At 73.6% G+C, this 23,574-nt stretch carries 20 protein-coding genes; 9 read left to right on the top strand and 11 right to left on the bottom strand.

Features of this window, described 5'->3' with window-relative positions; genetic code table 11:
• The first annotated feature begins 4 nt into the window (after positions 1-4).
• From ITJ55_RS10115 to ITJ55_RS16525, 4 genes are read left to right on the top strand one after another with little or no spacing between them, the layout of a single operon-like run.
• On the top strand, positions 5-1,906 hold the full coding sequence (locus ITJ55_RS10115) for a hypothetical protein (RefSeq protein WP_194595241.1): 1,902 nt from the start codon (positions 5-7) through the stop codon (positions 1,904-1,906).
• Positions 1,903-2,628 carry an ABC transporter ATP-binding protein gene (locus tag ITJ55_RS10110; protein WP_194595240.1) on the top strand — a complete coding sequence of 242 codons (726 nt, stop codon included), beginning with the start codon at positions 1,903-1,905 and terminating at the stop codon, positions 2,626-2,628. The genes ITJ55_RS10115 and ITJ55_RS10110 overlap by 4 nt, the downstream gene beginning before the upstream one ends.
• Before the next feature lie 9 nt (positions 2,629-2,637).
• The gene (moaA, locus tag ITJ55_RS10105) at positions 2,638-3,732 is read left to right on the top strand and encodes a GTP 3',8-cyclase MoaA (protein ID WP_157490248.1); all 1,095 of its coding nucleotides are present in this window, start codon (positions 2,638-2,640) and stop codon (positions 3,730-3,732) included.
• Between the two features lies 1 nt (position 3,733).
• Positions 3,734-4,126, top strand: a complete 393-nt coding sequence (locus ITJ55_RS16525; RefSeq protein WP_370544109.1) for a MoaD/ThiS family protein — start codon at positions 3,734-3,736, stop codon at positions 4,124-4,126.
• Positions 4,127-4,176: 50 nt separating this feature from the next.
• Here ITJ55_RS16525 and ITJ55_RS10095 read toward each other — a convergent pair whose 3' ends face one another.
• Positions 4,177-5,388: a ThiF family adenylyltransferase gene (locus tag ITJ55_RS10095; RefSeq protein WP_370544108.1), complete on the bottom strand. Its 1,212-nt coding sequence runs from the start codon at positions 5,386-5,388 to the stop codon at positions 4,177-4,179.
• Positions 5,389-5,482: 94 nt separating this feature from the next.
• Here ITJ55_RS10095 and ITJ55_RS10090 point away from each other — a divergent pair, with 94 nt between their 5' ends.
• On the top strand, positions 5,483-7,156 hold the full coding sequence (locus ITJ55_RS10090; protein ID WP_194595238.1) for a glycosyltransferase family 39 protein: 1,674 nt from the start codon (positions 5,483-5,485) through the stop codon (positions 7,154-7,156).
• A 144-nt stretch (positions 7,157-7,300) separates the two neighbouring features.
• Here ITJ55_RS10090 and ITJ55_RS10085 read toward each other — a convergent pair whose 3' ends face one another.
• From ITJ55_RS10085 to rsmI, 7 genes are all read right to left on the bottom strand, one after another.
• A complete protein-coding gene (locus ITJ55_RS10085; RefSeq protein ID WP_194595237.1) occupies positions 7,301-8,239 on the bottom strand; it encodes a 4-(cytidine 5'-diphospho)-2-C-methyl-D-erythritol kinase in 939 nt (312 codons plus the stop codon).
• 13 nt (positions 8,240-8,252) lie between these two features.
• Positions 8,253-8,897, bottom strand: coding sequence for a hypothetical protein (locus ITJ55_RS10080; RefSeq protein WP_194595236.1), 645 nt, complete (start codon positions 8,895-8,897; stop codon positions 8,253-8,255).
• Between the two features lie 3 nt (positions 8,898-8,900).
• The gene (gene rsmA, locus ITJ55_RS10075) at positions 8,901-9,803 is read right to left on the bottom strand and encodes a 16S rRNA (adenine(1518)-N(6)/adenine(1519)-N(6))-dimethyltransferase RsmA (RefSeq protein WP_194595235.1); all 903 of its coding nucleotides are present in this window, start codon (positions 9,801-9,803) and stop codon (positions 8,901-8,903) included.
• Positions 9,803-10,807 carry a TatD family hydrolase gene (locus ITJ55_RS10070; RefSeq protein WP_194595234.1) on the bottom strand — a complete coding sequence of 335 codons (1,005 nt, stop codon included), beginning with the start codon at positions 10,805-10,807 and terminating at the stop codon, positions 9,803-9,805. The genes rsmA and ITJ55_RS10070 overlap by 1 nt, the downstream gene beginning before the upstream one ends.
• Positions 10,804-12,372 (bottom strand): methionine--tRNA ligase, encoded by a 1,569-nt coding sequence (gene metG, locus ITJ55_RS10065; RefSeq protein ID WP_194595233.1) that lies wholly within the window; start codon positions 12,370-12,372, stop codon positions 10,804-10,806. Before metG ends, ITJ55_RS10070 begins: the two co-directional genes overlap by 4 nt.
• Before the next feature lie 96 nt (positions 12,373-12,468).
• On the bottom strand, positions 12,469-13,461 hold the full coding sequence (locus ITJ55_RS10060; protein WP_194595232.1) for an NADP-dependent oxidoreductase: 993 nt from the start codon (positions 13,459-13,461) through the stop codon (positions 12,469-12,471).
• Between the two features lie 107 nt (positions 13,462-13,568).
• Positions 13,569-14,396, bottom strand: a complete 828-nt coding sequence (rsmI, locus tag ITJ55_RS10055; protein ID WP_194595231.1) for a 16S rRNA (cytidine(1402)-2'-O)-methyltransferase — start codon at positions 14,394-14,396, stop codon at positions 13,569-13,571.
• A 46-nt stretch (positions 14,397-14,442) separates the two neighbouring features.
• On the opposite strand from rsmI, the gene ITJ55_RS10050 reads away from it, so the two are divergent.
• The 4 genes from ITJ55_RS10050 to ITJ55_RS10035 all read left to right on the top strand — a co-directional run bounded on the left by ITJ55_RS10050 (position 14,443) and on the right by ITJ55_RS10035 (position 19,232).
• Entirely contained in the window at positions 14,443-16,170 is a 1,728-nt protein-coding gene (locus ITJ55_RS10050) for a dolichyl-phosphate-mannose--protein mannosyltransferase (protein ID WP_194595230.1), read from the top strand.
• Positions 16,171-16,322: 152 nt separating this feature from the next.
• A complete protein-coding gene (locus tag ITJ55_RS10045) occupies positions 16,323-17,615 on the top strand; it encodes an O-acetylhomoserine aminocarboxypropyltransferase/cysteine synthase family protein (protein ID WP_194595229.1) in 1,293 nt (430 codons plus the stop codon).
• A 6-nt stretch (positions 17,616-17,621) separates the two neighbouring features.
• On the top strand, positions 17,622-18,188 hold the full coding sequence (locus ITJ55_RS10040; protein WP_370544107.1) for a CoA-binding protein: 567 nt from the start codon (positions 17,622-17,624) through the stop codon (positions 18,186-18,188).
• A gap of 141 nt (positions 18,189-18,329) precedes the next feature.
• The gene (locus ITJ55_RS10035; RefSeq protein ID WP_194595228.1) at positions 18,330-19,232 is read left to right on the top strand and encodes a sulfurtransferase; all 903 of its coding nucleotides are present in this window, start codon (positions 18,330-18,332) and stop codon (positions 19,230-19,232) included.
• Positions 19,233-19,244: 12 nt separating this feature from the next.
• On the opposite strand, the gene ITJ55_RS10030 is transcribed toward ITJ55_RS10035, so the two are convergent.
• The 3 genes from ITJ55_RS10030 to ITJ55_RS10020 form a co-directional block, all read right to left on the bottom strand.
• On the bottom strand, positions 19,245-21,281 hold the full coding sequence (locus tag ITJ55_RS10030; protein ID WP_194595227.1) for a thioredoxin domain-containing protein: 2,037 nt from the start codon (positions 21,279-21,281) through the stop codon (positions 19,245-19,247).
• Between the two features lie 17 nt (positions 21,282-21,298).
• Positions 21,299-22,483: a bifunctional 2-methylcitrate synthase/citrate synthase gene (locus tag ITJ55_RS10025; RefSeq protein ID WP_194595226.1), complete on the bottom strand. Its 1,185-nt coding sequence runs from the start codon at positions 22,481-22,483 to the stop codon at positions 21,299-21,301.
• 86 nt (positions 22,484-22,569) lie between these two features.
• Positions 22,570-23,532: a DMT family transporter gene (locus ITJ55_RS10020; RefSeq protein WP_194595225.1), complete on the bottom strand. Its 963-nt coding sequence runs from the start codon at positions 23,530-23,532 to the stop codon at positions 22,570-22,572.
• Positions 23,533-23,574 lie beyond the last annotated feature (42 nt).

The following is a 23,574-nucleotide window of genomic DNA, read 5'->3' as shown; positions in this document are numbered from 1 at the left end:
GGTCGTGGCGGCGGTCGCCGCGGCGGCCGTCGTGGGGCTCCACGCCCTCGCCGAGAGCGAGGCGTTCGGGTCGCGCCCCCTCGGCAACGCCTTCGTGCTGGCCGCCGTACCGCCCCCCACCGTCGACCCCGACCCCGTCGCGACCCTGGGTCGGGTGGCTGACGAACTCGGCGTCGACCTCGCCCACGTCGAGGCCGACCCGTGGGCCCCCGAGACCGTGACGCACGCGTACCCGCTCCGGGGTGCCGTCGAGCAGCCCGTCACGCCGTGGTTGTCTCACGTCGTGCACCCTGGCGCCGACCTCGGGGACCGCGAGCTACGAGGCTCGTACACGACCGACGCCACGGGTGCCGACTACACGAGGCTGCTCGACCGCCTCGACGACGCCGGGTTCGCACCGCAGGACGCGCGGCAGTCCCTGGCCGGGACGGTGCCCGCCGTCCTGCGCAGCAGGCCCGTCGCACTCGTCACCGTGGGCGTCGCCGTCCTGCTGCTCGCGACGGCCGCCCGCCAAGGGCACCGACGGCGAGCGTCCACCGCACTCCGCACCGTGATCGGCTGGCCCTCGTGGCGCTCCCGGGGACGCGACCTGGCGCCCGTCGCCGTCGCGACCGGCGCCGTGCTGCTGGTGGCCACCGGCGTCGTCCTCGGAGCCTGGGTCGTGGTCGCCGACCACCGGCGACCCGAGGTGGTGCTGCCCCTGTGGTCTGCCCTCGCCGCCGTCACGACGGCCGGGGTGCTGGCCGTGCACCTGCTCGCGCTGCCCGCCGCCGCGCCACGGCGTCTGGTGGCGACCACGGTCGGTCGTCTCGACGCCCTCCGTCGCGAGGCGCTGCCGATCGCCCTGCACGCCGGCCTGGTCCTGGTCGTCGTCGCGGGCGTCGGCGTCGCCACGACCGCCCTCGACGCGACGCGGCAGGTCGAACGGACCGTGGCGGCCGACCCCGACGCCTCGCGGTGGTGGTCGATGTGGGTCGGGGTCGCCGGCGCCACCGAGGAGGAGTTCCCGCGGCAGCTCGGCCCGATCGCGCGTCACCACCTCGCGACCGGGCACGCCCGGCTGGCCGACCCCACCATCGTCCCCGGCATGGTGCTCCACCTGGCGCCGCCGAGCACGACCGCCGGCACCGACCCCGACACCCTTCTCGTCCGCGTCGACGCCCGGCCCGTCGATCGCGAATCGGCGCGGGCCGAGCTGGACCTCGTCCTCGACACGCACTGGGCGGTCGACGGGCAGGCCGGACCTCCCCGGCGGTACGTCTTCCGCGACCTGCCCCGGGACGAGCCCCCGGTGAGCCCTGTCACCTCGGGCCCCTTCGGCATCGACGTGCCGGTCCGAGTCGAGGCCGAGTTGCCCCTGGACGTCGTGCCCGACGAGATGCTCGCGGTCTCGGCCTTCAACGGCTGGATCGGCTTCGACGACCCCCGTGCCGTCGAGCGCGACCTCGCCCGGGCCGGGATCGGCGGGCTGGTCTCCGCCTGGAAGAACGTCGCCGACGACCAGCAGGAGGTCCTGCGAGCGAGCCGGCGGGAGACCCTGCTCGCGGTGGTGCTCGCCTCGACGACGGGGCTCGTGCTCGTGCTCGGCACCGTCACCACGGCCCTGGCCACGGCGGCCCGGCGACGTCCGCGGACCGATGCCCTCGCCCTCGCCGGACGCCGCCCCGGGCGGGCCTCCGCGGCCGACCTCGCCGTCGGTGCCGCCTTCACCGCGACGGCCGCCCTCGTGGCGGTCGCGGTGGTCCCCGCCGGCTTCGTGGTCAGCCCCCTGGCCCCGGCGGCGGCGGCCCTGCTCGTCCTGGGCCTGACGGCGACCGACCTCACCACGCGATTCGCGAGCCTGTCGTGGACGCGACGCGCGTGGGCACGCCGCCCGCGCCTCCTGACCCCGAGAGAAGACGAATGACCGACATCGACCGACTGGCCGTCCACCGGCTCGGCATCACCGTGGACGGACGCCCGCTCTGGACGGGCGTCTCGACGACGCTCGACCGAGGCTCGACGCTGGCCGTCGTCGGGCCGAACGGCAGCGGCAAGTCCACCCTGCTGGCGTGCCTCGCCGGCCTCCGCGCACCCGACGAGGGACGCGTGACGTTCGGCGGCACCGACGTGACCTCGCTCGGGCGGGCCCGGCTGCGGGCGTACCTCCGCACCACCTGCGGCGTGCTGCTGCAGCGCGGGACCCTCGTGCCCGACTGGACCGTCGCCCAGAACGTGGGGGTCGTCCGGCCCGCCGGCCTCTTGCGACGGGACCGCGCCGCGGCCGTGCACCGGGCCCTGACGATGCTCGACCTCGACGACCGGGCGGGCAGCCGCGTCGGGCCACTGAGCGGGGGCGAGCAGCAGCGGGTCGGCCTGGCCCGCCTCGTCGCGCAGGGGCCCCGCCTGGTCGTCGCCGACGAGCCCACCTCGGCACTCGACGACCGGGCCCGCGGCCTCGCGCTCACCGCCCTGGCGGCGCTGCGCGACGCCTGCACGACCGTCGTCGTCGCCACGCACGACCCGGTGGTCGTCGACTGGTGCGACGCCGTCCTCGACCCGTCGCGGCCGGGCGACGGTGCGCCACGGAACGAACGGAGGCGCGGGTCGCCGGCCACGGACACCGCGCGCACGGCCCCGCGGGCTTAACCTCGACAGATGACCGTCTCGCTCGGACTGCCCACCATGCCCGGGAGGGCCTCCGCCGACGCCCTGCTGCCGCCCCGGCCGTCGAGCGATGCCGCACCGGGACTGCTCGACCGCTTCGGCCGCACCGCGACCGACCTGCGCGTCTCACTGACCGACAAGTGCAACCTGCGCTGCACCTACTGCATGCCGGCCGAGGGTCTGCCCGCCCTGCCCCGCGAGCAGGCGCTGGACGCCGACGAGATCGTGCGGCTGGTCGGCATCGGCGTGCGGTCGCTCGGCGTCCGCCAGGTGCGGTTCACCGGCGGCGAGCCGCTGCTGCGCGCCGACCTGATCGACATCGTGCGCCGCGTCGCAGCGATCGAACCGCGACCCGAGGTCTCGCTGACGACGAACGCCATCGGCCTGGCGCACCGGGCGCAGGCCCTCGCCGACGCCGGGCTCGACCGGGTCAACGTGTCGCTCGACTCGCTGCACGCCGAGACGTTCATGAAGGTGTCGCGACGGCCGTTCCTCGACAAGGTCCTCGCCGGGGTCGACGCCGCGGCCGCGGCCGGCCTCACCCCGGTCAAGATCAACGCCGTGCTGCTGCCGGGCGTCAACGACCACGAGGCACCCGACCTGCTCGCCTGGGCGCTGCGCGGCGGCCACGAGCTGCGCTTCATCGAGCAGATGCCCCTGGACGCCGACCGCAGCTGGGACCGCGCCTCCTTCGTCACGTCTCGCGACATCCACTCGCTGATCGCCACCCGCTTCGACCTCAGCCCTGCCGACGTCGAGCGTGACGGCGCGCCCGCCGAACTGTTCGACGCCGTGGGCCGCGGTGACGACGCCGGGCTGACCGGCCGCGTCGGCATCATCGCCTCGGTCAGCGAACCGTTCTGCGCCGACTGCCGTCGCACGCGCATGACCGCCGAAGGGGGCATCCGCAGCTGCCTCTTCAGCGGAGGCGAGACCGGGCTCCGCGACCTGCTGCGGGGCGGCGCGAGCGACGACGAGCTGGCGGACGCCTGGCGCGGCGCCATGTGGGCCAAGCCCTCGGGGCACGGCATCGACGACCCCGACTTCGTGCAACCGGAACGCACCATGAGCGCCATCGGAGGCTGACGTGACGACCACCGAACCCCACCCCACGACCGCCCCGCACCCCCCGACCGACGCCGCCCCAGCCGATGTCGCACCGACCGGCGCGGCACCGACCGGCGTCTCGGCGACCGGCGCCGCACCGACCGGCGTCTCGGCGACGCTGCGGTTCTTCGCGGCCGCCCGCACGGCCGTGGGTCGCGACGACCAGCGCGTCGAGGTGCCCGCGGGCGAGCGCCCCACCGTCGGCCGCCTGCTGACCGAGGTCCGGCCCGTCGAGGGCACCTCGGCCGCGGACTTCCGTGACGTGCTGCTGCGCTGCTCGTTCTTGGTCGACGGCCTGACCACCCGCGACCGTGAACAACTCGTACCCGACGGCGCCGTCATCGACGTCATGCCACCCTTCGCCGGAGGCTGAGCCCGGTCCGGTCGGGAGCCGAGGCGTCTCTCTCTCGGTGACGTGACCGATCAGGAGCCGAGTGCCGGCGTGCCCTGCGCCAGCTGCCACCCGAGCATGCCCCCGTGCAGCACCGACACCTCGAAGCCGTCGCCGGCCAGCAGGTCGGCGGCCGCCCGGGCCCGCGGACCCCGGGCGCAGTACACGACGACCGGCTGGGCCGGGTCGAGGTCGGGCCGCTGTCGCGTGCGCGTCCCGTAGCCGGCCGCGAGCACGTCGCCCCGGATGTGCGCGAAGTCGTGCTCGTCGACCTCTCGCACGTCGAGCAACGTGAAGGCGGTGTCACCGGCCGCGCGCGCCTCCAGCAGGCCTGCCAGCCGATCGGCGTCGACGTCGGGGCCCACGCTGCGGCCCGTGGGCGTCACGCCGTCGGCGGGGCCCTCGGCGCCCTCGGCACCCGACGTCGAGGACTCGGACGGCGACGAGGAGGCGCGGCGCGCGGCGTTCACCGTGGCCCGGGCCTCGGCCCGGTGCGGGGCACGGGCCAGGCGGCTCTCGCGCCAGGTGCCGCCCAGGGCGTCGATCGTCACGACCCGGCCGAGCAGCGGCTCACCGAGACCGGTCAGCAGCTTGACCGCCTCGCTCGCCATGCCCGTGCCGACCGTGCCGCAGAGTGGCCCCAGCACGCCGACGTCGGCGCAGGACTCGTCCCAGCCCGAGGCGGGCGGGGCCGGGTGCAGGTCGCGGTAGTCGACCGCCCGGCCGTCGGGGGCGTCGTCCCAGAACACGCTGAACTGGCCGTCCCAGCGGTTGACGCTGCCCCAGACGACGGGCAGCCCGCGGGCCGCTGCGGCGTCCGCGACGAGGTAGCAGGTGTCGAACGAGTCGCTGCCGTCGACCACCAGGTCGTAGTCGTCGAGCAGGTCGACGGTGCGCTCGCCGAGGCGGAACGGGTGGGCGACGACGGTCACGTCGGGGTTCGCGGCACGCACCCAGTCGGCCGCGGCACGCGCCTTGGGGAACCCCAGCTGGTCGGGCCGGAACAGCACCTGGCGCTGTAGGTTCGACAGGTCGACGGCATCGTCGTCGACGATTCCCAGGGTTCCCACACCCGAGGCTGCGAGATATTGGATGACCGGCGCGCCCAGCCCGCCGGCCCCGACCACGAGCACCCTCGACGTCGCCAGACGCCCCTGGGAGCCCAGACCGAACCCCGGCAGGCGCACGCTGCGCGAGTAGCGCTCGCCCTCGGCGGGGTCGCCGCCGTGTCCACCGTCGCGCACGTCGGCACCGTGCGTGCCACCGCCGCGCGCGGCCATTGCGTGCGCGTCACCACCGCGTCGCGCGCGAGATCCGCCGAGAGGGGGAAGAGACGACATGACGAACCTCCAGAACCGGGACGACGGTCGATCGACCGCGCCCACTGTATCCGCGACGCCCGACACCGGGCGGGGCACCACCCTCGCGCGCCTCCGGCACTGGCGTCATCTCGACGCCCTGCTGATCGGCGTGCTCGCGGCCGTCGTCTCGGGCGCCTTCCTTTGGGTGCCGTCGGTCTGGTACGACGAGGCGGCGACGGTCATCTCGGCGACCCGCAGCTGGGGCCAGCTCTGGCAGATGGTGCAGAGCGTCGACCTGGTCCACGCCACCTACTACGCCTTCATGCACCTGTGGTTCGACGTGTTCCCGTACTCGCCCGTCGCGCTGCGGGTGCCGAGCACCATCGTCACGGGTCTCGCCGCCGCGTTCACGGTGGTGCTCGCCCGCACGCTCGCCGACCGGCGCACGGCCGTCGTGGCCGGCCTGCTGTTCTGCCTGATCCCCCGGGTGACGTGGATGGGCGGCGAGGGCCGCTCGTACGCGTTCTCGGCGATGTTCGCCGTCGCCCTGACCCTCGTGCTCGTCACGGCGGCCAGGCGCACCGCCGAGGTGGGCGAGACGCGCACCCGCGCGTCGGCCGTCCGCTGGTGGGTGGGCTACGCCGTCCTCGCCGTCGTCTCGGTGCTGTTCTTCCTGTACGTCGCCTTCGTCGTGGTCGGCCACGGCGTCACGATGCTGCTGCAGTGGCGCCTCGAGCGCCGACGCCGGGCCGACGCCGAGCGGATCGGTGCCTCGGTGCCCGGGTCGGCGACACACCCGTCGGCCGAGGGTCGGCGACCGCACGGGGCCCGGGGCTCGTTCGTCGGCTGGTTCTGCGGGGCCGCCGTCGCCGGTCTCGCGAGTCTGCCGGTGGTGTACTTCACGTCCGAGCAGAGCGGCCAGGTCGGTTGGCTCGACCGACCGAGCTTCGCCACGATCAACCAGGTGCTCACGACGCAGTGGTTCTACCAGAACGACCGCTTCGCGGTGTTCGGCTGGATGCTCGTGGTCGCCAGCCTCGTCGTCGTCGCCGCCGGTCTCGTGCCGCGGGCCCGCGGACTCGTCGCGGTCGTCCTGCCGTGGATGATCGTGCCCACGATCGGACTCGTCGGCGTCTCGCTCGTCACCGAACCGCTGTACTCACCCCGGTACCTGACCTTCGGCACCCCCGCCGTGGCGATCATGATGGCCGTCGCGGTGGCTGCCGTGCCCTGGCGTCGCGTGATCGCCCTGGTGGTGCTGCTCGCCCTCGTGCTCACCGCCCCGACCTGGGAGCGCCAACGCCAGCCCGAGGCGAAGGACAGCGCCGCGTGGAACCAGGTCGCCGACCTCGTCGCCGAGCAGCGGGCGCTCGAACCGGCCGGCACGGCCGAGGGCGTCGTGTTCGGCCCGGTCCGCCGGCACCCCAAGGCCACCTCGCGCATCATCGAGAACACCTACCCCGCCGCGTTCGAGGGCATGTCCGACTTCACGCTCGAGACGCCCGCGGCCGAGACCGGGGGGCTGTGGGAGACCCAGTACCCGCTCGAGGACGTCATCGACCGCACCGACGACCTCGACGTGGTCTGGCTCGTCACGAGCGACAAGCAGGACTGGCGCCCCCGCGTCACGGCCGACCTCGCCGCGAAGGGCTTCCACGTCGCGGACGAGTGGCACCTGACCCGCACGAACGTGCTCAAGTACGAGCGCTGACCCCGGCTGGACGCCCGCCCGTCGCCGAGACCCCGGAAAGTCGCCGAGACCCTTATGCGCGCGCAGGGGTCTCGGCGACTTCCTGGGGCGTCGGGGCCTGCGGCAGCGGCAGCAGCCGCGGCCACGGCCACGGCCGCGGCGGAGTCAGTCGGTGACGACGCGGGCGCCGTGCACCGGGCCCGTGGCCCGGACGACCGTGAGGCGCGCGGCGCTCAGGGCGATCTGCAGCTCGAGGGCTCCGTCGAGGTCGGGCGCGAGGAACGCCACGGTCGGCCCCGAGCCCGAGACGACGCCGGCCAGGGCGCCGTTGCCCTCGCCGAGCTCGAGCACCTCGGCCAGGCCCGGCTGCAGGTGCAGTGCGGGGGCCTGGAGGTCGTTGTGCATCGCGTCGGCCAGCATGCCGGGGTCGCCGGCCCGTAGGGCCTGCAGCACGCCGGCGTCGACGACAGGGTGTCGCACCGACCGGATCTCGCCCTGGTGGCGCAGGCGGTGGGCGTCGAGCTCGTCGTAGACGCGGGGCGTCGAGAGGCCGACGTCGGCGACGGCGAGCACCCACTGGAACTGCCCCTTCGCCAGGGCGGGGCTGAGCTCGTCCCCGCGGCCGGTGCCGATCGCGGTGCCGCCGGCGAAGGCGAACGGGACGTCGGCACCGAGCCGCGCCGAGAGCCGCAGCAGCTCGTCGCGGCCCACGCCGGTGCCCCAGAGGGTGTCGCAGGCGAGCAGGGTGGCGGCCGCGTCGGCCGATCCGCCGCCCATGCCGCCGGCGACGGGGACGGCCTTGTCGATGGTCAGCGCGACTCCCCCGGCGTAACCGGTGGTCTCGGCCAGCAGGCGGGCTGCCTTGATCGCGAGGTTCGACTCGTCGGTCGGCACGCCGGACACGTCGATCGACGGGCCGCCGGTCACCCCGACGGTGAACCCGTCGGCGTGACGCGCGCGCACGTCTTCGTAGAGCGAGACGGCCTGGTAGGCGGTCGCCAGGTCGTGGTATCCGTCGTCTTGCAGGTCGCCGACGGCGAGGAAGACGTTGATCTTTCCCGGCGCACGCGTGTGGACCACGGTGGGGGCGGCCACGGACGTCATGGTTCCAACCTAGTCAGTTCTGGCGATCGCCCATGACGCCGAAGGCCCGCGTCAACCCCTCTTTCACGGGCTGGACGCGTTCGGGCAGGCGCAGGCTGCCCTGGGTCAGCGTGACCGAGCACTTCGGCCCCCCGGTCGGCACCACCCGCAGGTGCAGGGTGTCGCCGTGCGCGAGGGCCCACACGGCCGTCGGCTGCGTCGCCGACCGGGCCACGGCGTCGGGCCGTCCGCCGGCGTATCCGGCGAAGCGCTCGATCGCCAGGTCGAGCAACTCGAGGGGCGCGCCACGGAGGCTCCGCCCGACGGTGACCGCGTAGCTGCCGTCCGGCTGACGCCCCGGCGGCTCGACGCCGCGTTCTTGCTCGTACCGCACCGTGATGCCCTCGGCCCACCAGGGCACGACCTCGAACTCGTCGACCAGGAGGCGCGAGATCTGTTCGTGCGACAGTCGCGTCGCCCCCGCGGCGTCGAGCCGCGCGAACCACTCGGCCGCACTCCGCCCCGTGCCCGACCCGAGCCGTGCGTCGCTGAGCCGCTGCTCACCGCGCCCTCGATCGGCACCGCCCGAACCCGAACCCGCGCCCGCACCGGCGCCCGACCTCTGACCGGAACCCGGGCCCCGGGCCCCGTCGCGGTGATCGTCCTTGCGTCGGGGCACGGCTCAGCCGGCCTCGCCCTCGTCGGCATGCAGGACGGCCGCGACCGAGGCCCCGGCGAGGGCGTCGACGTCGCTGGCCCGGGCCACGGCGAGGAAGTCGTCGACGGTCAACTGCTCGCCCCGCTGCGTGGGCGCGAGGCCGGCACGTTCGAGTGCCGCGGCCGCGGCGGACGACGAACCGTAGAGGGACGACAGCGACTGTCGGAGCATCTTGCGTCGCTGCTGGAAGGCCGCGTCGACGAGGGCGAACGTCGCCCGGCGCTCGAGCTCGTCACCGCGGGCCTGCTTGCGGTCGAATCCGACGAGGATGCTGTCGACGTTCGGCACCGGCCAGAAGACCTGGCGGCTGACCTGGCCCGCGGCCCGGAACTCGCCGTACCAGGCCGCCTTGATGCTCGGGCCGCCGTAGACCTTCGACCCCGGCTCGGCGGCGAGCCGCAGGCCGACCTCGGCCTGGACCATGACGAGACCGTGCTCGAGCCCGTCGAAGTGCTCGAGGAAGTGCAGCAGCACCGGGACGCTGACGTTGTAGGGCAGGTTGGCGACGAGGTGGGTCGGCTGGTCGGGCAGCGTCGTGACCCGCAGGGCGTCGTCGACCACGACGGTGAGGTCTGCGGCCGGCTGCAGCATCGCGACGGTCTTCGGCAGTTGCTCGGCGAGGCGCTTGTCGATCTCGACGGCGACGACCTTGGCACCCGCCTCGAGCAGTCCGAGGGTGAGCGAGCCGAGCCCGGGGCCGATCTCGACGACGGTCATGCCGGCCGAGACGCCCGAGGCGGCGACGATGCGCCGGACGGTGTTGGCGTCGTGGACGAAGTTCTGACCGAGCTTCTTGGTCGGCTGGACGCCGAGCAGGTCGGCGAGGTCGCGGATCTCGGCTGGGCCGAGCAGGGTGGCGCGCGACATCAGCCCTCGACCGTCACGGGCTCGCTGTCCCAGGTGCCGTAGACCAGCTCGGTCGTCGACGAGATCTGGGCGGCGAGCATCGAGACGTCGGTGCCGATCGTCTCGGCCATCGAGCGCAGCGTGAAGGGGATCAGGTACGGGGCGTTGGGCCGCCCGCGGTAGGGCACCGGCGTCAGGTAGGGCGCGTCGGTCTCGACCATGATCAGGTTGCGCGGCAGCTGCACGAGCGCGTCGCGCAGGGGCTGGGCGTTCGTGAAGGTCACCGTGCCGGAGAACGACGCGTACCAACCGTTCTCGGCGAGGATGCCGGCGAGCTCGGGGCCGCCGCTGAAGCAGTGGAAGACCGTGCGCTCGGGCGCGCCCACCTCGAGCAGCAGATCGACGACGTCGTCGTGAGCGTCGCGGTCGTGGATCTGCAGGGCGAGGCCGTGTCGCTTGGCGATCTCGATGTGACCGCGGAACGCCTCGAGCTGCGCCGCCCGGCCGTCGTCGCCGGTGCGGAAGAAGTCGAGGCCGGTCTCGCCGACGGCGCGCACGCGGGGGCGGGCCGCGAGCTCGTCGATCTCGGCCAGGGCGTCGTCGAGGGTGCCCGCGGCGGCCAGGGCCGGGGCCTCGTTCGGGTGGATCGCGACGGCGGCGAGCACGCGCGGCTCGCGGCTGGCGATCTCGGCCGACCAGCGGGAGGTCTCGAGGTCGGTGCCGACCTGGACCACGCCGCGAACGCCGACGGCCGAGGCCCGGTCGAGGTGCTCGCGGTAGTCGAGGGGACCGTTGCCGTCGTCACCGACGCCGTCGGCGATCTCGAGGTGCGTGTGGTTGTCGTAGACCGGGACGACGAGCGGCTGGGGAGGCGCGGGGTACGTCAGGTCGCGCTTCTGGTCGCCGCCGGACGAGCGGTGCCGGACGTGCGTCGCGGGCCCGCCGCCGGTCGAGCCGTCACCGGTCGCGTCGCCACCGGTCGTGCCGTCACGGGTCGGGCCACCCCCGGCCGCGTCGCCGCTCATGCGGCCGGCTCGGGCTGCTCGATGCGGGGGAAGAGCCCGGCGGCGAGCGGCTGGACGGCGGGAGCGCTCGACCACTCGGCGGCCCGGTCGACGGGCTGGCTGGTGAGCTCGCCCTGCCCGATGGACTGCCACAGGGTGTGGGTGGCCGTCGGGACGAACGGCGACAGCAGCACCGTCAGCGTGCCGAGGCCGCGGAGGGCCGTGGCGAGCACGGTGCCGAGGCGCTCGCGCTGCGACGCGTCTTTCGCGATGGCCCACGGCTCTTGCTCGGTGATGTAGCCGTTCAGCTGGTCGACGAGCTGCCAGATCGAGGCGAGGGCCTCGTTGATGGCGAACCGGTCGATCGCGGCGTCGGCCTCGGCGGTGACGCGCAGTTCGGTCTCGCGGACCGCGAGGTCGGCCTCGGTCAGGTCGCCCGCGACGGGCACGACGCCGTCGAAGTACCGGGTGATCATGGCGACGACGCGCGAGGCGAGGTTGCCGAAGCCGTTGGCCAGCTCGGCCTGGTACCTGGCCGCGATGTCTTCCCAGCTGAAGTTGCCGTCTTGGCCGAAGGTGATGGCGCGCATGAAGTAATAGCGGAACGCGTCGGCGCCGAAGACGTCGGTGATCTGCTGCGGGGCGATGCCGGTGAGCTTCGACTTCGACATCTTCTCGCCGCCGACGAGCAGCCAGCCGTGGCCGAAGACGTTCTTGGGCACGGGCAGCCCGGCGGCCATGAGCATGGCGGGCCAGATGACGGCGTGGAACCGCACGATGTCTTTGCCGACGAGCTGCACGGCCGGCCAGCGGCGCTCGAACTCGTCGTCGTCGACGCCGTAGCCGATCGCGGTGACGTAGTTCAGCAGGGCGTCGAACCACACGTAGACGACGTGCTTCTCGTCCCAGGGCACCTTGACGCCCCAGTCGAAGCTCTGCCGCGAGATCGAGAGGTCGCGCAGGCCCTGCTTGACGAACGAGACGACCTCGTTGCGGACCGAGTCGGGCTGCACGAAGTCGGGCTGCGACTCGTAGAGGTCGAGCAGGCGCTGCTCGAAGTCGCTCATGCGGAAGAAGTAGTTGCTCTCTTGCAGCACCTCGACCGGGATGCTGTGGATCGCGCAGACATGCTCGCCCTCGTAGGCGCCGGTGCCGGGCACGAGGTCGCTCGGCTGCTTGTACTCTTCGCAGCCGACGCAGTAGAAGCCCTCGAACTCGCCCTGGTAGATGAAGCCGTCGTCGTAGAGCTTCTGCAGGAACTTCTGCACGCCGGCCTCGTGCCGGGCGTCGGTGGTGCGGATGAAGTCGTCGTTGGCGATGTCGACGGTCTCGAGGAGGGGCTTCCAGGCCTCGGTGACGAGCTTGTCGGCCCACTCTTGCGGCGTGACGCCGTGGCTCGTGGCGGTGCGCAGGATCTTCTGGCCGTGCTCGTCGGTGCCGGTCAGCAGCCAGGCGTCGTCGCCCCGCTGACGGTGCCACCGGGCCAGCACGTCGGCTGCGACCTCGGTGTAGGCGTGGCCGATGTGCGGCACGTCGTTGACGTAGAAGATGGGCGTTGCGATGAAGAAGGAGTCGCCGGCGGGCATGGTGACCATCTTAGGTGGGGGCACCGACGGTGTGACGCGACCCGCGCCTCCTGCGTCCGCCGCCGGGGACGAGGAGGCGCGGGCCGCGTCGACCGGTCAGGTCGCGGGGTGCTCGTCGGTGCGGTCGTCCGAACCCGCCCGCTCGCCCGCGTGTTCGCCCGGGTACTCGACGACGTCCATGCCCAGCACGTACTTGCCGCGGGCGTGGCCGTCCTCGAGGTCGCGGTAGGCGTCCTTGACGTCGTCGAGGGGGAAGATGCCGTCGATCGGCACCATGATCTTGTTCGTCGAGATCAGCTCGAGCAGCTCGGACAGGACGGCCTGGCTCGTGGCCTGGGCGCTGCCCTCGGCCTTCACGCCGTGCTCTTCTGCGGCCGCGAAGTCGATGATCGTGTCGATGCGCTGCGGTGCCACGCCCAGCTCGAGCGCGTAGCCGACGTTGCCGTGGCCGAAGCAGTCGACGTAGGCGTCGACGCCCTGCGGCGCGGCCTCGCGGATGCGGTCGACGACGCCGTCGCCGTACTCGACGGGCGTCACGCCGAGCTGACGCAGGAAGTCGTGGTTGCGCTCGCTGGCGGTGCCGATCACGGTCAGGCCGCCGAGGACGGCGAGCTGCGACACCATCACGCCGACGCCGCCGGCCGCGGCGGAGACGACCACCGTGTCGCCCTCGGTCGCCTGCACGGCACGCAGGGCGGCGTAGGCCGTCGGACCGGTGACGCTGATGCTGCCGGCGACCTCCCACGGCACGTTCTCGGGCTTGGCGACGAGCTCGTCGTGGTCGACGACGACGAACTCGGCGTGGGACGACCGGTTCGCCCAGCCGACGACCTCGTCGCCGACCGACCACTCGTCGACGCCCGTGCCCACCTCGTCGACGACGCCGGCGAAGTCCGTGCCCTGCCCCGACGGGAACGCCGCGGGGAACGCGTCGTGCATGAGCCCCGCGCGGATGGCCGCCTCGCCGGGGTTGAGGCCGGCCGCCTTGACCGCGACCACGACCTGGCCCGGGCCCGCCTCGGGCTTCGCCACCTGCTCGACCTTCAGCTCGTCGATGTCGCCGTACTGCTCGAAACGGACCGCCTTCATGCCGTGCCTCCTGCTCGTGGGGGGCCGCGCCTCCGGCGGGCGCGCACCTGCGTCGAGCTTGCACCCGTCGCGCTGCGAGGGGTACGTGGCGCCTGACGCGCGGAGCCCTACGCGCGGGGTGGGCGGGCGGCGAGGGCGGCCTGGTAGAGATCGCGCCTCGACAGGCCCGTGGCGGCGGCCACGTCGGCGGTGGCCTCTTTGAGGCGGGTGCCGTCGGCGACGAGCGCCTGCACCTGCACGAGCCCGGCCGCGAGGTCGACGACGCGCTCGGGGGCACCGTCGACCACGACACAGATCTCACCGCGGACGCCCTCGGCGGCCCAGGCGGCGAGCTCGGCCGCGGTGCCGCGGCGCACCTCTTCGTGCAGCTTCGTCAGCTCGCGACAGACGACGACGCGACGCGACGCCCCGAGGGTCGTGACGAGGTCGCCCAGGGAGTCGGCGAGGCGGTGCGGCGACTCGAAGAACACCATCGTGCGGCGCTCGTCGGCGAGCGCGCCCAGCACCCGAAGCCGGTCGCCCTGCTTGCGCGGCAGGAAGCCCTCGAAGCTGAAGCGGTCGGTCGGCAGCCCCGACACGGCGAGCGCCGTGAGCACGGCGGACGGGCCCGGGACGGACGTCACCGTCACGCCGGCGGCCGCCGCGGCCTCGACGAGCGGGAACCCCGGGTCGCTGATGGCGGGCATGCCGGCGTCGGTCAGCACGACCACGTCGGCGGTGCGGGCCAGCTCGACGATCTCGCCCGCCTTCTCGCGCTCGTTGTGCTCGTGCAACGCGATGAGGCGAGGACGGTTCTCGACGCCCAGGGCGCGCATCAGGTGGATGGCCGTCCGGGTGTCTTCGGCGGCGACGACCTCGGCGTTCGAGAGCGTCTCGATCAGACGGCGGCTGGCGTCGCCGAGGTTGCCGATGGGGGTGGCGGCGAGGACGATCACCCGCCCATTGTCCCCCGGCATCGAGGCGCACAATTACGATGGCCCGATGACGACCGGGGCCGAGCGAGAATTCGACGCGCTCGTCGAGACCGACACCGCGCCTCCTGCCCGTCCGACGGTCGGTGAGCCGGCCGCGCCGCCCGACGCCTCGACGGCGGTGACGATCGGCGGGGCGACCGTCGTCGACCCGCCGTCGACCCCGCGCCGCGAGGCGCCCGCGACCCGTCTCGACGCCTGGTGGGGACGCGTCCTGCGCACCCCGGCCAGGAGGCGCGCCTGGGCCTGGGCGGGCCCGCTCGCGGTCACCCTGCTCGCCGCCGCGCTGCGGCTGTGGCACCTGAACACGCCCGCGACCCTCGTGTTCGACGAGACGTACTACGTCAAGGACGCCTGGTCGTTGGTCAACCTCGGCTACGAGGGGTCGTGGCCGGCCGACTACGACCCGACGTTCGCCGCGGGCGGGGTCGACGGGTTCCTCGCGGCACCGTCGTTCGTGGCGCACCCGCCCCTCGGCAAGTGGTTGATCGGCCTCGGCATGGCCGCCGTGGGCCCCGAGGACCCGGCGAGCTGGCGCATCAGCACGGCGGTCGTGGGCATCCTCGCGGTCGCCCTGGTCGCGGTGATCGGCTCTCTGCTGCTGCGCTCGACGCTGCTCGGCACGCTGGCCGGGTTCTTCCTCGCGATCGACGGGCACGCCATCGTCATGTCGCGGGTGGCGCTGCTCGACAACTTCGTCATGTTCTTCGGCCTGCTGGCCTTCGGGGCGGTGCTGCTGGACCGACGGCAGAGCGCCCGGCGGCTCGAGGCCTGGCGGGCGAGGAGGCGCGGCGCCGGCCGCGACATCGCCTGGGGCCCCGCCCTGTGGGCGCGTCCCTGGTTGGTGACCGCCGGGCTGATGTGCGGCCTGGCAACGGCCGTCAAGTGGAACGGCCTGTACTTCTTGGCGTTCTTCGCCGTGTACACCGTCGTGGTCGACATGCTCGCGCGTCGCCGCGCCGGCGTGGAGTTCTGGCTCTCGGGCACGCTCTTCAAGCAGGCACCGGTGAGCTTCGTGCTGACCGTGCCGATCGCGGTCGTGGCCTACCTCGCGAGCTGGACCGGCTGGTTCGTCACCTCGGGTGGCTACTACCGCGACTGGGTCGCCGACGGAGGCACGCGCTGGACGGGCGCCCTGGCCTGGGTGCCCGACGTGGTGCAGAACTTCTGGCACTATCAGGCGGGCGTCTACGGGTTCAACGTCGGGTTGCACACGCCCCACGCGTACCAGGCGAACCCCCTGACCTGGCTGCTCATGCTGCGGCCGACGAGCATGTACTACCAGGGGTTCGACGAGGGCCAGGGCGGCTGCGACGTGGCACGCTGCGGCGAGGCCATCACCTCGATCGCCAACCCGCTCATCTGGTACGCGGCCGTCGCGGCCTGCCTCTACCTCGTCTACCGGGTCGTGCGCTACCGCGAGTGGCGGTACGGGGCCATCTTGGTCGGCGTGGCCGCGGCCTATCTGCCGTGGCTGGCGTTCACCGACCGCACGGTGTTCCAGTTCTACACGATCGCGTTCGAGCCCTACCTCGTGCTCGGCCTGGCCGCGGTGCTCGGCATCGTCCTCGGTCGGCGCACCGACGACCGGTCGCGGCGGCTCAGCGGCATCGGCGTGACGGCGATCGTGGTCGTGGTCGCGGTGGCCGTGACGGTCTTCTTCTACCCGCTCTGGACGGCCCAGGTCGCCGACTGGGAGTTCATCCGGCTGCACTACTGGATCCCCAGCTGGAAGTGAGGCCCCGGCGTCGTCGGCTCGCGTCCGCGCCTCGCCCACGCCGTGCCCACGCCGCGCCCACGTCTCGTCCCCAGCAGGAGGCGCGGGCCGGTTCTGTTCCGCCGTGTGACGCGGCGAGTCCCCGCGTGACGACCAACGGCTAGCGTGGGCTCATGGCAGATCGTGAGTACGGCTTCCGCACGCGGGCGATCCACGCGGGCAACATCCCCGACGCGGCGACGGGGGCGCGGGCACTGCCCATCTACCAGACGAGCGCGTTCGTGTTCGACGACACCGACGACGCCGCGGCGCGGTTCGCCCTGCAGAAGTACGGCAACATCTACAGCCGCCTCGCCAACCCGACCACCGCCTCCTTCGAAGAGCGCGTCGCGAGCCTCGAGGGCGGGCTCGGCGCCGTCGCCACGGCGAGCGGGCTGAGCGCCCAGTTCGTCACCTTCGCCTCGCTCGCCGGCGCGGGCGACCACATCGTCGCCAGCGCGAACCTCTACGGCGGGTCGATCACCCAGCTCGACGTCACCCTCCGCCGCTTCGGCGTCGAGACGACGTTCGTGCAGTCCTCCGACCCGGCCGACTACGCCGCCGCGATCCGGCCCGAGACGAAGGTGCTGTTCGTCGAGACCGTCGCCAACCCGTCGGGCGAGGTCGCCGACCTCGAGGGCCTCGCCGACGTCGCGCACGCGCACGGCCTGCCCCTGATCGTCGACTCGACCATCGCGACGCCGTACCTCAACCGGCCGATCGAGTGGGGTGCCGACGTCGTCGTGCACTCGGCCACGAAGTTCCTCGGCGGGCACGGCACCACGCTCGGCGGCGTCGTCGTCGAGTCCGGCCGCTTCGACTGGGACAGCGAGCGGTTCCCGCTCTTCGACCAACCCGTGCCGAGCTACGGCGGGCTGAACTGGTCGGGCAACTTCGGCGAGTACGCGTTCCTCACCCGCCTGCGCGCCGAGCAGCTGCGCGACATCGGCCCGGCGCTCGCCCCGCACTCGGCCTTCCTGCTCGCACAGGGCGTCGAGACGCTGCCGTTCCGCATGCAGGCCCACGTCGACAACGCCCGCCAGGTGGCCGAGTGGCTCGACGCCGACCCGCGCATCGAGCGCGTGCGCTGGGCCGGACTGCCCGGGCACCCGCACCACGACCGCGCGGCCAAGTACCTGCCCAAGGGCCCCGGCTCGGTCTTCACCTTCGAGCTGAAGGGCGGCCGACCGGCGGGCAAGACCTTCATCGAGTCGGTCGAGCTCGCCAGCCACCTCGCCAACATCGGCGACGCCAAGACCCTGGTGATCCACCCCGGCTCGACCACCCACGCCCAGCTCAGCGAGCAGCAGCTCGTCGACGCCGGCGTGCTGCCCGGCTCGGTGCGCATCAGCGTCGGCATCGAAGACGCCGACGACATCATCCACGACCTCGACCAGGCGCTGGCCGCGGCGACGAAAGGCGAGTGACCCGACGTGACCGACACCGTCACCACGCAGCTGACCAACGGGCTGACCTGCGAACTGCCCTCGTCGTCGCCCCTGGCCAAGCTGCTCAGGTCACAGCGCACGTGGGTGGGGCCCACGGCCCGCGAGCGCCAGGCGATCCTGCGCGGCGCGACGAGCGTCGCCGTCGTCGGCGCCTCTCCGAACCCGAGCCGGTCGAGCTCGTTCGTCGGCACCTACCTGCAACAGTCGACCGACCTGCGCGTCTACTTCGTCAATCCCCGCGCCGACACGATCCTCGGCCAGAAGGCCTACCCCGACCTGGCGTCGCTGCCCGAGGTGCCCGACATCGTCGACGTGTTCCGCAAGGCCTCCGACATCCGGTCGGTCGTCGACGACGTGCTGGCGATCGGCGCGAAGACCATCTGGGTGCAGCTCGGCATCTACGACGAAGAGGCTGCGCGGTACGGCGAGGAGAACGGCCTGACCGTCGTGATGGACCGCTGCATGAAGGTCGAACACGCCCGGTTCAACGGCGGCCTCAACCTGATGGGCTTCGACACCGGGGTGATCAGCGCCAAGAAGGCCGGCCGCTGAGTCGTCCCCCGGCTCGAGCGCCCCTGCCGACGGGCGCGCGCCCGGGCGTGCGGAGGTCGGCGCGAGTGCGGCCGACGACGTCGTGACGTTTCATTGCTGGTGCACTGGTCGATGTCACCGGCCGCCGTTACCGTGGGCGCCATGGCACCCGTCCTCACCTCACCCGTCGTCTCGACGCAGTGGCTCGCCGACCACCTCGGCGCCGACGACCTGACGATCGTCGACGCCACCGTGCTCGTCGACGCCACCGTGCTCGTCGACCTCGGCCACGACGGGCACGCCGATCCCTCGTCCGTCTCGTACGAGACCGGCCGCGACCGGTTCGAGCGCGACGGCCACGTGCCCGGTGCCGTGCTGGCCGACCTGCTCGCCGACTTCAGCGACCCGGCGTCCGACCTGCCCTTCACCCGCCCGGGCGTCGACCGGTTCGAGGCCGCGACGGCCGCGCTGGGCATCTCGAACGACAGCACCGTCGTCGTCTACGACACGCTCGACGGCCGCTGGGCGTCTCGCCTCTGGTGGTTGTTCCGTGCCTACGGCCACGACGCCGTGGCGGTCCTCGACGGCGGATGGTCGCACTGGCTGGCGCAGGGCAAGCCCTACGACCTGGGCGAGGTGACGCCGACGCCGGCCCGGTTCGTCGCGACCGAACGGCCAGGGCACTGGGTCGACAAGGCCTTCGTCGAGTCCGTGGTGGCAGGCGACGAACGCGCGGCCCTCGTCTGCGGTTCGCCCCGCGACGAGTACGACGGCGTCTCGGGCCCGTTGGCACGGGCCGGGCACATCCCCGGCAGCGTCAGCATCCCCTCCGAGTCCCTCCGGGCCGACGACGGCACCCTCGCCCGAGAGTCGGTGCTGCGCGATCGCCTCGCGCTCGTGCCCGACGAGCCACGGACGGTCGTCTACTGCACCTCCGGGGTGTCGGCGAGCGTCGACGCCCTCGCCTTCGCCGTCCTCGGTCGCCACGACGTGTCGGTGTACGACGGCTCGCTGGCCGAGTGGGTCACCGACCCCGCGGCGCCCCTCGTCCCCGTCGCCGCCTGAGCGCCCGCCCGTTCAGTCGACCTCGAGCAGGCCGTCGAGCGCTTCGGCGTCGGTGACGGGAAGGCGGCAGACGAAGTCCCGGCACAGGTAGGCGGTGGGCACGCGCCCGGGGGCCGTGCGACCGGCGAACAACTCGAAGCCCGCGTGTGCGAAGGCGACCAGCGCCTCCTCGTCCAGCACCGCGGCGACGCTGCCGGGCCGCACGAGATCGCGTGCCCGCCGTGCGAGGCCGTGGTCCGCGCCGGGCGCCGCGGCGCCCGCCGGCTCGACGACGACCAGCTGCGTCAGCGGCGCCTCGAGCGAGACGAGCAGCCCGAACGTGGTGCCGTGGGCGAGCGGGGCGTCGAGGGCCGAGCCGGCCACCTCGGCGACGAGACGCTCGGCGACGGACCGGTAGCGCGCCTCCCCCGTCAGCTGATGGAGGGTCAGGGCCGCCGTCGCGATCGCGCTCCGCCCCGAGGGGTAGGCGCCCTCGCTCGGGTCGCTCGTGAGCGCGACGCCCTGCGCGACGAGCACCGGGTCGCCGCCCGACGGTGCTGCCACGACGCGCGGGTCGGCCTCGTCGAGCAGGCAGTCGTCGACGAACCGCCGGGCGGCGATCGCGTACCGGGCCTCGCCCGTCGCCAGCGCGAGGGCCAGCAGGCCCGAGGCGAACAGGCCGTGGTCCTCGAGGGTCGCCACCGCGTCCGACACGGCCGACCCCACGGAGGCGCGCAGCAGTCGACCGTCGCCCATCACGTGCCGCGAGAGCAGCAGCTCGGCCGCAGCCGTCGCGGCGTCGATCCACTCGGGGCGGCCGTGCCGCGCACCGGCCTCGGCGAGCGCGGCGATCGCCAGGCCGTTCCAGCCGGTCAGCACCTTGTCGTCGACGGGGGGCGGGTCGAGTGCCGCACGGCCCGCGGCGTCGCGCCCGTAGTAGCCGCCCTCGTCGCGGACGCCGTCGATGGTGCTCTCGCTGTCCTGGGCCGAGCCGAAGGCCCCGTCGGCCGTCCGCAGTCGCGAACTCAGGAAATCGGCGATGCCGGCGGCCACCCGAGCTGGATCGGCGGCGATCTCCTGAGTTGCCGACCTCGGGACAGCGCCCGGGTCGGCAGCAGCGCCGAGGTCGGCAGCAGCGCCCGGGGCGGCAGCAGCGCCGGGGTCGGCGACAGCCGCGTCGGCGGGGCCCGGGTCGAGCACGGAGAGCCGTGAGTACGCCAGCAGCAGCTGCGCGTTGTCGTAGAGCATCCGCTCGTAGTGCGGCTCGGACCAGTCGCGTCGCACCGCGTAGCGGAAGAACCCGCCCTCGACGGGGTCACGCAGCGGCGACGCGGCCATGCGGGTGAGGGTCCGCGACACGAGTTCGAGCGCCCCGTCGTCACCACCGGCCCCGAGGGCGAGCAGCGCCAGCTGGGCCGGGGCCGTCGGGAACTTCGGCGCCCCGCCGAAGCCGCCGTGCTCGCGGTCCTCGTGGGCGGCGAGGCGGGCGACGGCGTGGGCGAACTCGGGTCGTCCCGGCAGGACGACCCCGGCGTCGAGGCCGGGAGGCGCGGTGCCGGTGACCGACGCCGGCCCCGCGGCCAGCGCCTCCTGGACGGCCGACGCGGTCGCGTCGACCTCGCCGCGACGCGACGTCCACGCGTCGGTGACGGCGTCGAGCACCTGGCGGAACGACGGACGGCCCTGCACCGGGACCGGCGGGAAGTACGTGCCGGCGTAGAACGGCCGCCCCTCGGGCGTGACGAACACCGTCAGCGGCCAGCCGAGCCCCTCGGTGAACGCCGACGCGGCCGCGAGGTAGCTCGAGTCGACGTCGGGGTGCTCCTCACGGTCGACCTTGACCGAGACGAACCCGGCCGACAGCTGGGCCGCGACCTCGGGGTCGCCGAAGCTCTCGCGCGCCATGACGTGGCACCAGTGACAGGTCGAGTAGCCGATCGAGACCATCACGGGCACGTCGCGCTCCGCCGCCTCGGCGAACGGGCCCGGCCCCCAGGCCCGCCACTCGACGGGGTTGTCGGCGTGCGAGCGGAGGTACGGGCTGACGGCGTCTCGCAGCTGGTTCGGCATGCGGGCCACGGTAGGCGTCAGGCGGCGGGGACGTCCCTCAGCGCGGCTCCGTCGTAGTCGCTCAGCGGCCGGATGAGCGAGTTCGCCTCGCGCTGCTCGATGACGTGGGCGCTCCAGCCGAGCACGCGCGACGCGACGAAGAGCGGCGTGAACACCGGCGTCTCGAAGCCCATCAGGTGGTACGCGAGACCGGACGGGTAGTCGACGTTGGGCTTCAGGCCCTTGCGCTCGAGGACCGTCGCGGCGACGACGTCGTACGTCTCCTTGAGCCCGTCGACGCGCTCGTCGCCCTGCTCGCGGGCGCGGTCGACGAGGCGCCCGAGGGCGTCCTCCATCGTGGGGACGCGGCTGTCGCCGTTCTTGTAGACCCGGTGCCCGAAGCCCATGATCTTCTCCTTGCGGGCGAACGCGTCGTCGAGCCAGGCCACCGCGCCGTCGGCGGGGCCGACCCGGTCGAGCAGCTCGAGGGCCGCCTCGTTGGCGCCGCCGTGCAGCGGGCCCTTGAGGGCACCGATCGCTCCGACGATCGCGGAGTGCAGGTCGGACAGCGTCGAGGCGATCACCCGCGCGGTGAAGGTCGAGGCGTTGAACGAGTGCTCGGCGTAGAGCGTCATCGAGGTGTCGAACGCGTCGACGTCGAGTGCGTCGGGCTCACGGTCGAAGACCTGGTGGAGGAAGTCGGCGCTGTAGCCCAGGTCGTCGCGCGGAGGCACCGGCGGCAGGTCGCGCCGACGACGCTGGTCGTACGCGATGACGGCCGGCAGCACGGCGAAGAGGTGCGTGGCGAGTCGACGGGTCTCGTCGGCGTCGTAGGAGCCCGCACCCGTCGTCGGCTCGGGCCGGGCGGCCCCGATCGCGCTGACCGCCGTGCGGACGACGTCCATCGGGTGGGCCGAGGTCGGGATCAGGTCGATCAGGTGCTGTAGGCCGGGGGCGAGCGCGCGGTGCGACCGCAGCTCGGCGTCGAAGTCGCGACGTTCGGCGGCGGTGGGCAGTTCGCCGTGCAGCAGCAGCCAGGCGACGTCCTCGACGTCGCGCCCGGCGGCGAGCTGCTGCACCGGGTACCCGCGGTAGAGCAGCGAGTTGCTGGCCGCGTCGACCTTCGAGACCGCCGTCCGGTCGACCGTGACGCCGGCCAGGCCCTTGTGGATCTCGGGCCCCTCGGAGGCGGCCGGGGCGGGGGCGGTGATGGTGTCGCTCATGTCACTCCTTCGTGATGAGACGGGCCCGCCGCGGCGGACCGGTCGCGCCGGGCACGGGGCAGCGGCACGGACGTCGAGGCTCCACTCTAGGCGGCGACGGCCCCGGGGCGGGAGGGGCGCGGGGGTCGGGCCAGCACGACCGACACGACGCCGGCGAGCACCAGGGCGAGGCCGAGCCAGCCCGGCGGGCCGAGCCGCTCGCCCACCACGAGCACCGCGAGCAGGGTCGCGACGAACGGTTCGAGCAGCGTCACCGTCGTCGCCCGCGAACTCGACACAGTGCGGAGACCCCGGCCGAAGAGCAGGTAGGCGACGAACATCGGGCCGAGCGCGAGGTACGCGGCGGCCCCCACGGAGGCGCCCGACCCGAGCAACGGAGCCCCGGTCGCCAGCAGCACCGGCAGCAGCAGCACCGCGCCCAGGCCGAACTGCGCCGACATGGCCCCCCGCGACGGGTGGCCCTCGGCGATCAGGCGGCCCGCCGTGTACGTGTAGGTGGCGTAGGCCAGACCCGCCAGCACGCCCAGCGCGATGCCGAGCGGAGCCGACGCGCCCGACGCGGTCGCCGCGGTCGCCGCGTCCGCGCTTCCGACGACCTGCGCGGTGGCCTCCGGGCCCGCCGGGTGCTGACCGGTCGCGGCGAGCAGGGCGACGCCGACGACGGCGAGGGCCGCGCTGGCCACCCAGCGCGCCTCCAGGGGCCGCCTCCGGGCGGGCGGGTCGAGCGTCCTCTCGAGCAGCGCCGCGAAAACCGGTGCCGTGCCGAGCGAGACAACGTTGCCCACGGCGACCCCGGCGAGCGACATCGACGAGTAGAACGCCAGCGGGTAGACGACGACGCCGAGCGCGCCGGGGACGAGCCACCGCCACGACGCCGCACCACCGTTCAGCACGCCGCGGGTGAGGCGCGGCGCGGTGAGGGCGAGCAGCAGACCACCGACGCACATCGTCGCGGCGCCCACGGCCAGCGGGCCCACGTCGGGTGGGACGGTGCTCGCCACCGTGCCGGTCGTGCCCCACAGCAGGGCGGCCAGCACGATCGCGATCATGGCTGGTCATCGTAGCGGCGTGACCGCCCGACGACGGCGACC

It is taken from the genome of Frigoribacterium sp. VKM Ac-1396 (assembly GCF_015350895.1).
In the GTDB taxonomy this organism is placed as follows: Bacteria; Actinomycetota; Actinomycetes; order Actinomycetales; family Microbacteriaceae; genus Frigoribacterium.
The sequence above is the reverse complement of the archived record's forward strand: the minus strand, read 5'-3'. Positions and strand labels throughout refer to the sequence as shown.

What these genes read in the sequence shown, in the direction of transcription:
- ITJ55_RS10110 (WP_194595240.1), top strand. Translation starts at nt 1,903, where the DNA reads ATGACCGACATCGACCGACTGGCCGTCCACCGGCTCGGCATCACCGTG.
- moaA (WP_157490248.1), top strand. Translation starts at nt 2,638, where the DNA reads ATGACCGTCTCGCTCGGACTGCCCACCATGCCCGGGAGGGCCTCCGCC.
- ITJ55_RS10090 (WP_194595238.1), top strand. Translation starts at nt 5,483, where the DNA reads ATGACGAACCTCCAGAACCGGGACGACGGTCGATCGACCGCGCCCACT.
- ITJ55_RS10085 (WP_194595237.1), bottom strand. Translation starts at nt 8,239, where the DNA reads ATGACGTCCGTGGCCGCCCCCACCGTGGTCCACACGCGTGCGCCGGGA.
- rsmA (WP_194595235.1), bottom strand. Translation starts at nt 9,803, where the DNA reads ATGTCGCGCGCCACCCTGCTCGGCCCAGCCGAGATCCGCGACCTCGCC.
- ITJ55_RS10070 (WP_194595234.1), bottom strand. Translation starts at nt 10,807, where the DNA reads ATGAGCGGCGACGCGGCCGGGGGTGGCCCGACCCGTGACGGCACGACC.
- metG (WP_194595233.1), bottom strand. Translation starts at nt 12,372, where the DNA reads ATGCCCGCCGGCGACTCCTTCTTCATCGCAACGCCCATCTTCTACGTC.
- ITJ55_RS10060 (WP_194595232.1), bottom strand. Translation starts at nt 13,461, where the DNA reads ATGAAGGCGGTCCGTTTCGAGCAGTACGGCGACATCGACGAGCTGAAG.
- ITJ55_RS10050 (WP_194595230.1), top strand. Translation starts at nt 14,443, where the DNA reads ATGACGACCGGGGCCGAGCGAGAATTCGACGCGCTCGTCGAGACCGAC.
- ITJ55_RS10045 (WP_194595229.1), top strand. Translation starts at nt 16,323, where the DNA reads ATGGCAGATCGTGAGTACGGCTTCCGCACGCGGGCGATCCACGCGGGC.
- ITJ55_RS10035 (WP_194595228.1), top strand. Translation starts at nt 18,330, where the DNA reads ATGGCACCCGTCCTCACCTCACCCGTCGTCTCGACGCAGTGGCTCGCC.
- ITJ55_RS10030 (WP_194595227.1), bottom strand. Translation starts at nt 21,281, where the DNA reads ATGCCGAACCAGCTGCGAGACGCCGTCAGCCCGTACCTCCGCTCGCAC.
- ITJ55_RS10025 (WP_194595226.1), bottom strand. Translation starts at nt 22,483, where the DNA reads ATGAGCGACACCATCACCGCCCCCGCCCCGGCCGCCTCCGAGGGGCCC.
- ITJ55_RS10020 (WP_194595225.1), bottom strand. Translation starts at nt 23,532, where the DNA reads ATGATCGCGATCGTGCTGGCCGCCCTGCTGTGGGGCACGACCGGCACG.